The organism is Psychrobacter halotolerans, assembly GCF_039680845.1.
GTDB lineage: Bacteria > Pseudomonadota > Gammaproteobacteria > Pseudomonadales > Moraxellaceae > Psychrobacter.
In genome coordinates this window covers 23101-35824 of sequence record NZ_JBDKWD010000006.1, presented here as the reverse complement: position 1 = coordinate 35824, position 12724 = coordinate 23101, and the positions used below count along the sequence as shown (strand labels likewise).

At 44.3% G+C, this 12724-nt stretch carries 9 protein-coding genes; 3 read left to right on the top strand and 6 right to left on the bottom strand.

Annotated features, from left to right (window positions below):
- Positions 1-40: 40 nt before the first annotated feature.
- Together AAJP47_RS11305 and AAJP47_RS11300 are read left to right on the top strand one after the other, a co-directional pair.
- On the top strand, positions 41-943 hold the full coding sequence (locus tag AAJP47_RS11305) for an acyl-CoA thioesterase (RefSeq protein ID WP_346718030.1): 903 nt from the start codon (positions 41-43) through the stop codon (positions 941-943).
- Positions 944-1123: 180 nt separating this feature from the next.
- Complete coding sequence (locus tag AAJP47_RS11300) at positions 1124-2758, top strand: hypothetical protein (RefSeq protein ID WP_346718029.1); 1635 nt, start codon at positions 1124-1126, stop codon at positions 2756-2758.
- Positions 2759-2808: 50 nt separating this feature from the next.
- Here AAJP47_RS11300 and mutY read toward each other — a convergent pair whose 3' ends face one another.
- From mutY to AAJP47_RS11275, 5 genes are all read right to left on the bottom strand, one after another.
- Complete coding sequence (mutY, locus tag AAJP47_RS11295; RefSeq protein ID WP_497198725.1) at positions 2809-4044, bottom strand: A/G-specific adenine glycosylase; 1236 nt, start codon at positions 4042-4044, stop codon at positions 2809-2811.
- 138 nt (positions 4045-4182) lie between these two features.
- A complete protein-coding gene (locus AAJP47_RS11290) occupies positions 4183-5124 on the bottom strand; it encodes a GIY-YIG nuclease family protein (RefSeq protein ID WP_346718027.1) in 942 nt (313 codons plus the stop codon).
- A gap of 30 nt (positions 5125-5154) precedes the next feature.
- Complete coding sequence (gene ylqF / locus AAJP47_RS11285; RefSeq protein WP_346718026.1) at positions 5155-6111, bottom strand: ribosome biogenesis GTPase YlqF; 957 nt, start codon at positions 6109-6111, stop codon at positions 5155-5157.
- 142 nt (positions 6112-6253) lie between these two features.
- Complete coding sequence (locus tag AAJP47_RS11280) at positions 6254-9394, bottom strand: DUF2339 domain-containing protein (RefSeq protein WP_346718025.1); 3141 nt, start codon at positions 9392-9394, stop codon at positions 6254-6256.
- A gap of 272 nt (positions 9395-9666) precedes the next feature.
- On the bottom strand, positions 9667-10404 hold the full coding sequence (locus AAJP47_RS11275; RefSeq protein WP_346718024.1) for a dienelactone hydrolase family protein: 738 nt from the start codon (positions 10402-10404) through the stop codon (positions 9667-9669).
- Between the two features lie 159 nt (positions 10405-10563).
- On the opposite strand from AAJP47_RS11275, the gene AAJP47_RS11270 reads away from it, so the two are divergent.
- Entirely contained in the window at positions 10564-11145 is a 582-nt protein-coding gene (locus AAJP47_RS11270; protein ID WP_346718023.1) for a YcgN family cysteine cluster protein, read from the top strand.
- 29 nt (positions 11146-11174) lie between these two features.
- Here the strand turns inward: AAJP47_RS11270 and AAJP47_RS11265 are convergent, their stop codons facing one another.
- The gene (locus AAJP47_RS11265; RefSeq protein ID WP_346718022.1) at positions 11175-12581 is read right to left on the bottom strand and encodes an Lnb N-terminal periplasmic domain-containing protein; all 1407 of its coding nucleotides are present in this window, start codon (positions 12579-12581) and stop codon (positions 11175-11177) included.
- Positions 12582-12724: the final 143 nt, after the last annotated feature.

The following is a 12724-nucleotide window of genomic DNA, read 5'->3' as shown; positions in this document are numbered from 1 at the left end:
TGCTGGGCGTTTTTTTGTAAAAATAAGGAAACATATCGTCATGTCCGATTATTCGCAACTGATTGATGAGCTGCTAACCACCGTGGCGCTTATTGAAGTGACCCCTGATGTTTTTGAGGGCAAAAGCCATGACTATGTTGGCAGTCGTATTTTTGGTGGGCAAGTGCTCGCCCAAGCGATGATGGCAGCAGCGCACACGCTGGATCAAGACAAGCCTTGTCACTCACTGCATGGGTACTTTTTGCGGGGCGGCGACATCAATCAGCCTGTCATCTATCAAGTGCGCCGATTGCGTGACGGCCGCAGTCTGTCTGCGCGTGAAGTGATTGCTATTCAATATAAAGAAGTGCGCGGTAAGCCGCCCGTTGAGCAAGTTATCTTTTCGATGATTGCCTCGTTTTCACCGATGGAAGATGGTCTTGAATATCAAGAAGATATGCCCGCTTATCCGCCACCAGAAGATTTACTGGCAGAGCAGGATTTAAAAGAAGAGTATGTGGGCAAAGTCCCAGACGCGCTCAAGGCTCGCTTTATGCGTCGTCGTCATGTGGAGATTAAACCTGTCAAACCACGTGATCCGATTCATCCTGAGCCCATGAAACCCAAGCAGGCCAACTGGTTGCGTATTCGCGAGTTAGGCAATCAACCCGTTGCCATTCAGCAAGCCCTATTGGCATTTTCCTCTGATTTTTATTTGGTCGGCACAGGGCTTATGTCGCATGGCGTCAGCTTTATGACCAGTGGTCTGCAAGCTGCCAGCATCGACCATTCAATGCATTTTCATCGTGATTTCGATCTAAATCGCTGGTTGTTATACGATATGTGGAGTGATACGACGTCCAATGCTAAAGGGCTAAACCACGGACAGTTTTGGCAAAATGGTAAGCTGGTTGCTACTGTACAACAAGAAGGCTTGATGCGTTTGCGCGTGCCAAAGTCTTAGTCTAATATCCATTTTCTATAATTTTTTCAATAGCACGCGGTAGTCCTAGACTCTCGCGTGCTTTTTGTTCGGTTAGCCATTTAGAATGGTTCAATAAGTACTTAAAATTGAATATTTTATAAAACCTATTAGCTAGGGAGTTATAAAGCTATACTCTAGATTTAGTTATAAGAGAATTATATGAATATTGAAAAAGAAAGATTAAGGTTAATGCAGAAAGCTACACTAGATGAAATTTTAGCTGAGCCAAAATTGACCGATATGCTAACGGTATATAAGCACGATATAAAGGTTAGTCATAATCATGGAATACATAGTATTCTAGTACCAATAGATAAAAAAGACGATGTTCTTGCTGATTTCTCTTGGGAAATGCAAAGCACAGATGGATTACCTAGTTCTTGTGTTTATGGCGGTAATAGAGCTGAATATTTGAGATTTGGCAATGATGATGGTTATGAACCATTATTAATATGCAGGGAGTTTTTTGACATAAAACCTAGTAGTATTGAAATTACAGAGGAGTTCCGTCTATTTCATAATTTATATCATGATAGCGTTAATAATCATTTTATTAAAATTGATGAAAGTGGAAATACAACGGTAATAGCAATAGTATCATTAAATGAAGTCAAAATACGTGTTAAGGAGTTAAAGCAGTTTTTAGCAATTAAAGAGATGTATTTATCTATACAGTTCGATTGTAAAGAATATTCTCAAATTTCCCTATCTGAACTTTTATTAGAAGAAACACATAATAAAAGTAGCAGTGAGAAAGCCGTTTGGATGATGGGCTATGGAGATATTCAGATGACAGAAAATAGATATTTTTCAGGCTTATGTGGAAAAAAACTAGTAGAACCTTTATTAAAATCTCAAAGTGGAATGTATGGCTTTGAAAAGAAAAAAGCTAAAAAATATGTTGATTTTATTGTTGATACATCCTCTGATGGCGATGAGATATTATTCTCTTCTAATGCATCTCAACGCGATTACCTTACCGCAGTATATTTTAAAAAAGAAGTGCTAGACAAATATCATCAAAAACCTAGTAGATATTCAGTTGAGCCGTCATATTTAAGATGTACAAACTTATGGGGCATGATGATAGATAATGACCAAAAAGATATTGTTTGTGCATGGCTTGGTGATTTGGGAAGAGACCTGCCATATGAAGAACAACTGCACTGGCGTTCTTATAATATAGAGCCAGTAGGATCTATGAGCAGTTCATTTTTTAGACAACAAATTCTAGCAGAGTTTACTGACTCTGAAAGTTTTGAACACATATTTAAAAACATGTATAGAAAGTTCAATGAGGCTTGTATAAACGTACTTAACGAACATCTAATATTGCCTCTCAAAGATGAAGATTCACACTATTTTGACACTATAAGAGTGCCATCTACTAATGAGCAACTTGATTTTGATGGCTTAATCTTAGGATTAACTAAAGTAATGATTGATTCACTAAATGAAAAATATCTCAATAGCTACTTAAAGAGCAAGCTATCTGAAAATGAGTTTAATGAAATGAAAGGTAGTATCAAAAAATTAGAAAAAACTTTAGATTTACACGGTATAACAGATTATGAAAACCATATATCTTTTTTGAGAAACTTACAAAATCTACGTTCAAGTAGCTCTGCCCATAGGAAGGGCAAAGGGTATGAAAAAGCCATTGATAAATTCAAGATACATAGCGAAAAGGACTTAAAAACTGGTTTTAGAGATATTTTGAAACAGAGCTGTGAATTTTTAGATTATTTGATGCATAAGGTTTCTACCGAAAGCCTCAATTTTTCTGTAGAGTAATAAATTTAACTATGTTAAATATGGAGCACGTCTCTGATAGTAGAAAATTACTAAAAAAATACTTCTAAAATCTTGACCATCGCTCGCGGCAACCCAAGCGTTGCCTGAGCATCAACAGCATTCAACCAATGAATATTAATATCAGCTGCTTGTAAGGCTTCTCTTATTTCGGCCGTTTGTTTGGCATTTAAAGTCAATGATTGTGGCGTCAAATACCAGTGAAAGTGTGTGAGCGAATGCTTGATAGGGTCGTCATCCAGCAATGTACGGCTGATGGATTCAGCGACCAATTTATTTTCTGCCAGCCATTCATTGATAATTTGCTCAGCAGTGGTAAATTCTGCTTCGTATACTTTTTCATGACTACGTACGTCTAACGAAGTGTTATTAGCTGTATTTTGGCTTTTACCCGTCACTTTGCCCGTCACTTTTTCTACAAACTGGAGGGGCAAATTCCAAAGCCCGCCCCAAATGCCATTGTCAGGGCGTTGTATCCACAATATTTCACCGTCTGTATTTTCTATCAGTAATGCATTGCTAAATTTACTCGGCTTGGGCTGTTTCTTCGCTTTGACAGGATAATCGGTTTCGCGTCCCTCGGCATGTGCCAAGCAATCGTCTTTTAATGGACATAATAGGCAAGCAGGTTTGCTGCGTGTACACAAGGTTGCGCCCATATCCATCATCGCTTGCGCGAACAATCCTGAGTTCTCTCTCGGGGTTAAACGCTCAGCGAGCGCCCATAATTCTTTGGTCGTGGCAGACTTGGTAATGTCCCCATCGATTGCCGCCCAGCGCGTCAGTACGCGTTTGACATTGCCATCGCAGATCACGCCATAATGATGCAACCCCATCGCCATAATCGCGCCCGCGGTCGATGGCCCCACGCCCGATATCGCCTCCCAACCAGCTAGCGTCTGTGGAAAATTGCCCGTCTCATCGATGACCGCAACCAATTGCTTTGCGCCTTTATGCAAATTGCGCGCACGCGCATAGTAGCCAAGTCCTGCCCAATGCTCAGCGACCAGATCCCAGTCGGCAGCAGCCAAGTCTTGCACGGTTGGAAACGTGTCCATAAACCGTGCAAAGTAAGGTAGCACGGTCGTCACTTGCGTTTGCTGGAGCATGACTTCTGATAGCCAAACGATATAAGGATTTGGTGTATCGGTCTGATGCTGTTGCCACGGCAAATCATGGCGACCGTTTTCGGCAAACCAATCGAGAAGGCGCGGGGCGAAGGCGTTGAGGGAAGAAGAGGGCTGAGAAAAGTGAGTAGGCAAAAGCATTCCTTGTAAATTTGACAGGGATATATGAAGTCAGTAAGAAGGCTGTAATCGAAAAATTAAGCAACTAACATTGCTTATGAGTATATAAGGCTTGAAACTTTTAAATAAAGGCAGTAAACGTTACGGAGAGAAGAGGGGTTAGCGATAAACACTATCTAAAGTTTGACCTGTTTCGTTTTTCCAAGTTCTCCAACCATTATTTGAAGATCCTAGAACAAAGTCGCAAGCGCCACTTGGTGTATTGCATAATAAATTTTCTGCTAACACATATGATTCATCATTATATTCAACTAACTTTTTGGAAGTGAGTAACTCATCTCTCCTATTAATTGCCCAAGAACCTATGGATGGAGCAACTCTTTTCCTTATCAATGAGCCTGCTAAAATTACAAAGCCATCATCGTCATAGTAACCTTGAGCATCACAGTCTTTGGCTTTGCAATAGAACAGCATTGGCTGATTGTCAGTAGCTACCAACGCTGATACGGTTTTTGTTGGAACGAGCTGTTGTGTGTTCTGTGGTGCTACTTCAACTGCATGATCGATTGCTGTATGAATACCAATCGACTCAAAAACTGGCTGCCCGAGGGTAGACAGTAAAATATCTAATGTATGAAACAATTCTTCGCAGTCTGCTTGCAGCGGTACTGGCGTGTGCGGCTTGCTGCCATTATTACCATTTTGCAAATCGTAACGCCCAACGTCTGTGGCAATCTGAATGGCTTTATGCTCCATATACAGCGCATGCGTCTGGGTAATGGTGTTGTTGGTAGAGAGCATGATAAACACCCTTGTCCAAAAATCTTTACCATTATTGTGGCTTTTTAGGCGCTGTGTTAAATCGCCTGTTTGCCCAATATAGAGTAGTGGTTTGTCTGTGCTATCGGTATCACCGATTAAAAAATATAAGCCCACTTGCTTGGCATCAGGCATATTTAAAAAATCCGCAATATGAATGCGCGGCACTTCAATCAGACGCACTGTACGAGTAGTCATCTCAGCGACACGCAGTCCACGAGGGTTACCCGTGGGCAGGTAGATCTGAATGGTTTTTGCTGAAGGTATGGGCGTGTTCATCATGGTCTACATTTGTTATATGAATAGTATCATTTACTTCCGATTCTGCCGCGTCCGCTTTTTACGTAGACGTTTTTCTTCCTCTTTCGCTTTGCGCTTCTCTTCTGCTGCAAGGCGTTGTTCAGCGACGACGATTTCTTCCGCTTCGATCATAGCTGGGGTTTCAAGCGTGATACGCCCAATCTTCGCGCTACGTAGCTCATTGATCAGAATCTCAGACATGCGATACGTATCGACTTGATTGCCTGAACGTACGCAGCCGCGATTACGACCAGCCACTTCAAAAAACTCCCAATCGGTTTTGGGCAATTCGTCAATTTTATAGCGAGATTTTAGCAGCTCAGGATAGGCGTGCATTAAATACTCAGCGGTGTAGCTGGCGACATCAGCGAAGTCAAACGCGGTGTCACGGATACCGCCCGTTGCGGCTAGACGATAGCCAGAGTTTTCGTTTTCAACCTTTGGCCATAGCATACCGGGCGTGTCATAGAGCATGATGTCATCGTCAAGCTTAATCAGCTGCTGCGACTTGGTCACGGCTGGCTCATCGCCCGTTTTTGCCACAGCACGCCCCGCCAAGGTGTTAATCAAGGTAGATTTACCCACGTTTGGAATGCCCATGATCATGGCTTTGATTTGACGGCCTGTGCCCACTTTATTAGGTACGAGTTGTTTACAGATGGCGATGATGCGTTTGACATCATTGGCTTTCTCGGTATCGCACGCGATCGCTTTGACACCATTTTGCTGTTCAAGGTGATCCATCCATGCTTGGGTCAATTCAGGATCAGCAAGGTCGGCCTTGTTCAAGATTTTGATCACGGGTTTTTCGCCGCGTAATGCCGCGACCATGGGGTTTTCACTGCTGTGAGGAATGCGCGCGTCAATCACTTCAATGACCACATCCATTTGTGGCATGATTTCTTTGATTTCGTTGCGGGCTTTGTTCATGTGCCCAGGGAACCACTGAATACTTGCTCTCTTATCCATCTGCTTTTATAACCTTTTTTTTCATAAAGTGTTGCGCTAAAGAGGACGATGCTTTGATTTTAAACATATCTTTAGTCAATAGTGCCAGTTTACTACAGAACCACCTTGCTCACGGCACAATTTCGCTTTGCTGTACAGGCAGCTACTCTTTAGACTCATCAATGCTCTCTTCAATCGCTGGCGGCAGTGGCGCAAGATATCCGATTAACAATATCAAGCTGCCTGCGCCAAGGAAGGAGATGACTCGCCAAATGGCTTCGGTCTGTGACAGATCAACCAAGACCAGTTTAAGCACGACGATGCCGAGTAGCCCAATTCCCATAAACCAAAGCGCGCGCTGCCAGTAGCGACTGGCAATAATGGTGGCGACTAAGGCTAAGAGCGTCCATAAGATCGTCAAACCTGTCTGCACTTGCTCACTCTGCCAAGCGCCGCCCTGAGCACCGTCCCAAAGCGGCGTACCAATAAAGGCATGTAGCGTTCGGATCAATATACTAGAGATTAGCCAAAAACTGATTAAGCCTAAGGCAATCAGGACATTTTCTTTGGTAAATATTTGCCTGTGTTTGACAGTCGTATTTGAGGTGTCTGAATATTCACCGTAATGACGCTGGTGCAGGTAATACAAACTAAAACCCGTTAATAGCACCAGCGATGATGTGACATCATATAGATTGAGCACTGGGAAGTAGGACAGTCCCCAAATCACGCCAGTATAAGACCAGTTGGTGATAATGACCCAAAATAGCGCAAGAGGGGTGAAAACCACCGCGCAGTTGAATAAGGCAAGTTGCCCATCAAACCAAGGAAATAAACGAGTTAATTTGTTTTGTACTGGCGACCCTTGCGCACGATCGCGGAAACGGTAACTCAGCCACAATCCTGATACGACCAAACAAGTTGGAATCAAGATTGCCATCACGCCTTCAGAATCTGGAAGCCCATAATGCGCGGCGGCAGCCATCAGTAAAAGACCTGTGCCTAGCCAAATGGTGTTCGCGTAGCGCGGCGTTTTAATATCAGTATTGGCATCGGTATGCCACGTCTTTAACCAAAGCTGGCCGACACTCAACCAGCCAACGATTAAGCTTGCAAATACCAGCCACTCTGCGGTTGTCCATGTCAAATTTTGCTCAAAATGCTGCGGCAATTGTAGTACCAATAGGGCATAAAATAATAATGACACCCAGTAGCTAAGCTGCCTGATCTCCGTCCACGGATAATAGCGATTGATCAGCCAATAACCCCCTAGGCTCATGAGCGTTGCCAATGCAATGAGCATCGTCGTTGATTGCCAAATATCAAACCAATGATTCAAATCTATCATCAGTACCTGTAGCATCCAGACAACCGCTGTCAGAGTCAAAAACATGACCAATCTAGGACTGCGCCACACAAGGTTAAAGACCTGACTCTGACTATCGATGGAACCCAGCCACTGGCGGGCGGCATCAGTGCTCATCCCTAGCGAGTCGGCGTAGGTCGATACGGTAGCTGACATAGTGTTTGACGTGGCATCGAATGGCGGGGCATCTGCTACAGCATGTTCTGTGTTATCGTTTTTAACGGCGAATATCGTGGGTGAGTTGTTGGCACGTAAGATAAAGACCGTGGCAAGGTAGCTGATGGCGGAAATACTTAAGGCCAATATAGGAGTACTGTCGCCAGAGAATGCGGTCGTCTCTAGTAACATACCGATACTTAGAATTTGTAATAACACACCAAACAGCACTGACCACGCGCGTAGTGAGCGCCTGCCAAACCAAACCAGGGCAAGCCCTTGTATCGACCAACCAAAGGCAATCCATTCTGCATCGAATACCAAGGGTACGACCAACGCCAAAAACCCAAACCCAAGTGCCAACATGCCTTCAGTGATAAGAGCATAACGCTGACTGCGCTTAACAAATATCCAGCCCAATCCAAGATACACAATAGCCAAAATTGCACTGGTAATCGATAAGGCATTGGAAATATCATCGAGTAATGCGGCAAGTAGTCCAAACGCCAGCAGCGGTACTGAAAACAATAAGCCTGTATCGATAGGAAACAGATAAGCCGTCTGCTCGATGGCGAAAATATTTGTCGCCTCTGTTTTGGCCTCATTATTAAGAGACCGATCAGCGCTAAAGGGGCTAGAGGCAGCTTCATTGGACGTGTTATAGCTGATAATTTGCTGGGCGTAGCGAATGACAACAAAGAGATATAGTAGCCAGTGTAAGACAACCAGCAATACCAACGACCAGCGCTGCGAGTCAATCAGTACGCTTAAATTCTCGCTCATGCCCCAGTAGTAGGCCAGTCCAAAGGTCACGGCCACCCCGAATAGGTTTAATATTTTCCAAGGACGGTAATGAGCAATCACCGCAATGGTGACATTTAACAAAAGATAATAGCTGAATAACACCGTCAAACTGCTCGTATCTGCACTGGTTAAAATAGGCGCAAAAAAACCACCGGACAATGCCAATAAAGCGAGCGGAAAGGCGTTTTGCCGCACGGCCAAGACAATAGTAATAGCGGACAATATACCGAGTCCGATAAAGCTCGGTATACTTGGGATAATCTGATACACACTATAAGCGAAAAAAGTGCTCAAATACGCAATTGCTAAGCCCGTACCTTGTAAAGTAATGCCATAGGAAAAGCGTTTTGCCGTCAGCTTGTATCCCAGTCCTGCCAGCCCAAGCCCCGTGATACCGATTGCCATGAGCTTCACTGCAATTGAAACCTCTATATATTCGCTCAATAGACGTAGCAATAGCACCACGCCCACCAGCAACACCAAGACGCCAACGCGTACGACCAGATTGCCACCGAAAAACCAGTTTTTGATAGAGTGAATCAACGAGGTTACCATCGGTAAAGAGCGCTCATCAGGCTCTATAGGCGTGACGGGGATTTTTTGTGGTAGGCTCGGTTGCGGGGTGGCTTTTGCTGGAGATTGCTCAGTAATTGAAGAATGATTGTTTAATACTTCAGCGCTAGAGGTTTGATTGGTTGTCGAAGACGTTGGTAATGAGGGTGGCCACACTGAGGACAAAGCTGGTGACGTATTAGGCGTATCCACAGGAATATGATCTGGATTAAAAATCCTATCCTCAGTCTTACTTTCTCGAATAGCATCAGTGTCTTTTTGCTGCTCGAGCGCTGTTTGCAGCTTGACCACATCGCGGCGTAGCTGTTTGATTTGCTGACTTATCCGACTGTATAACGCGACAACCACGATTAACAAAGCGATAAAAGCCAGCCAGCCCAACTGACTTATTAATAGGTACAACATTATCGTCACTCAATCTGGCTCAGGATAAAATAATAATGACGGTATTCTTTCAGAAGTACAAGACTGGCTATGTCACTATAGTGGATTCACTTTAAAAGCGAGTCAAAGCGACTGCAATGAATTTTTTGCAGTTTCTGTATCAGTAGCCATAAAAAAGGCCAGCTTTGTGTTTAAGCTGGCCTCATAGTTATTTATTAGTCACTTCTTGCTTTGCTTGCAGTCTATTGAGCCGTTTTTTGTGCTCATCTAACACAAGCTTTAGTCATAGGCGTTTATGCCAAGTTGGTTTTCATAAACTCGAGCATATTTTCCCAGCTTTGCTTGGCAGCGGCTTCGTTATAGCCAAGATCAGCATTGTTTTCAGCAGCCCGCTCGTCTGCATGTGGGTTGGTAAAGCCATGCTTGGCATTGTCATACACGTCAATAGTATAGTCGACGTCGGCCGCATCGAGCTCTTCTTTGAGACCGTCGATCGCATCCATTGATACCATTGAATCATCACGACCATGCGCGACCAATACTTTGGCGGTAAAGTTTTTGTCAGCAGGTTGTTTTGGCGTTGGGTTACCATGGAAAGTTGCGACTGCTTTTAATGGCATGCCTTCGCGTGCCATATCAAGGACGACTTTACCGCCGAAGCAAAAGCCAATCGCTGCTAGCTTGTCGCCATCGACCGCCAATTGATCGCTGAAATCATTGAGAATCAGACGGCAACGCGCCATCAGCATGTCTTGATCTGCCAGCACTTGCTCCATCCACATATTGGCCATTGATGCATCGGTGGTGAGTTTGCCTTCACCATACACATCCATCGCAACGGCTGCATAGCCAGCTTCGGCCAAACGCTCAACCACAGATTTTGGATGATCGACCACACCCCACCATTCTGGCGCGACTAAAATACCCGCAACTGGATTGGTGTCTGAGGCATTTTCTGGTAGTGCCACATAGCTGATAAGCTCAATATTGTTTTCTGTTGTGCTGATTAATTCAAAAGTTTTGACTGACATAGGATTGTCCTTTTTTATGTTATGAGTTTTAATTATCTATAGTTAATTATCTATAATTATTGCGGTTCGTTTTTCTTACCTTTGCTACCTTAACGCCCATACCAAACAAAAACAGCTATAATACTGTAACGCTCTTTATCAAAATGCTACTGCCACTTTATGACTATCAATTTATTACACCAAAATAATGCCAATCTGGATGCTGGTCTCAGTGCTTCGTCAAGCAGACCGCCAGAATCCTCGACGACTTCATTCACTGAAGACCATGCGGCGGAGTCACTGCGTCCGCAGTTTTGGTCACGCTTTACATTATCAGAATTAAACCATAGCGAATGGGAAGCCCTATGCGATGGCTGCGGCAGTTGCTGCTTGATTAAATACATTGACAATGATGATGACGAAGAGCTGGTCGAATACACCGATGTCACTTGCCAGTTAATGGACTGTGCGACAGGCTATTGCCGTCACTATGCGACGCGTCAAGAGCATGTGCCAGACTGTATTCAGCTGACGATGGACAATCTACCCAACATGATGTGGCTGCCATCGCACTGTGCTTATAAGCGCTTGTATAAAGGTCAAGGGCTACCAAGTTGGCACCTGCTTTTGACGGAAGATGCTGTCGCAACGCAGCGGCAAATGCGCGCTGCCAACGTCGGTGTGGCTGGGCGCTGCGTGAGCGAGATTGGCATGAGCGATGAAGAGATGGAAACGCGCGTGGTGCAGTGGGTGCAGCCTTAGCCTGCGTTAGCGCTTATCTTTGACTAAAGCTAATGCGTGGTTTCGGCGACTGATTTGGCCTTGGCTTCAGCGTCAGCCTTTGAATTGGCAAGGGGCGGCATGGGAATGTCTTGCCGAATCTGCTCAGAAAAATCACGGCTATTATGACTAGTGTCTAAATTGGTTTTATTATCAAACCCAAGCACTTTGGGATTGATGTGCGTGCGCTCATACCACGTATCCATTGACCAAGGCTGAGCATCTTTGTTTGGATTGGCATCGAGCATACCGACATCGTACAGATAATTGGGTAGCCAGCCTGACACCCAAATTCGGTAATCCCACGGCAAGCGATCACCGCTGACGATACGCGCCATATAAAAAATGATATTGGTGCAGTTACTGGTCAACGTGTTGTACCAAGCGGGCGCGGCATTCAAATCATCGGCTGCGCGCAAATAAGACTCAAACAACGATTGAATCTCATGCTGTTGCAGATGACTCACAGGAAACAAATAAACCTGCTCACCGCGCACGTTGCTACGAGTGTAGATAATATCGCGCTCTTCTGCGGCAATCAGACTCAGCTCATAGCGTCGAAAAAATCCCGCCAGTGCCGAAAATGACTCACCTTCTTCTTTACGAATCTCAAACGAGAACGCCAGTGGCCTATCATCCTCAAAACGAAAACTGATCAAGGTATGAGCAATCAGTGGCCCCATCCAATAAGAATTGGTGACATCGACACCAGATAATTTGGATAAATCGATCGTGCGGGTCTCCCAGCGCTCGGTCGCCTCAGTATCAACATCAGTATCGGTATGCCAATCAAAATTGCGCACGTTGGTAAAGGTAATAAGGTTAGGATTGCTCGCATCGCGCTCATAAGTAACTTGCCGATCAACCTCCGCCATCCAGTGACGATTTTGCTTGGGTTCAATAGAAAAAAACCAAGCAACGCCTATAAGCCAAATCATAGCGTACAGACCAAGCAGCCAGCCAAAACGCGTGGACTGATTAGATTTACGATGAGAATGCATGGAAGCAGCAGAAAACGAGGAAGCAGGCGTATGCGACGCTTGTTTTTTAAGCCATTTGTTGAAAAGTTGCGGCTGATAAGGGGCAGTAAACAATGCCGTCAGTAAGCCCACAATCAGGATGGTCGCCATCCAAGTGATTGCGCTTGTAACCCCAAACTGATACCAAATAGCCAGTAGCAACCAGACGGCAGACAGCATAAGGACAAGAGCGATCAAAAACTGCACAATATAACGTCGCCATTGTGACCATTTGGATGATTGTTGCTCGTCGTTAAAGGCCTTATTTTCTACGCGGCGACTCTCTATATTAGTATTTATAGTAGTATCTACAGCATTGTCTGATACTAGATCAGCATCTGCCAGATGTCTATTGGGTTTGTTTGAGCGCAGGCGAGAAAAAAAAGAGCGTAGCGACATAAGGCGTGTCTTGATAAAGGGATCTCTTGACCATAGCAAAATTTATAACACAGTGACAATACAATTTGGGTGAATTTGTCGTTGAATGTCCGTCAGCCTTGCGATAAAGTGAAGCTGATTTATACAGGTCTGTTGTTATTTAA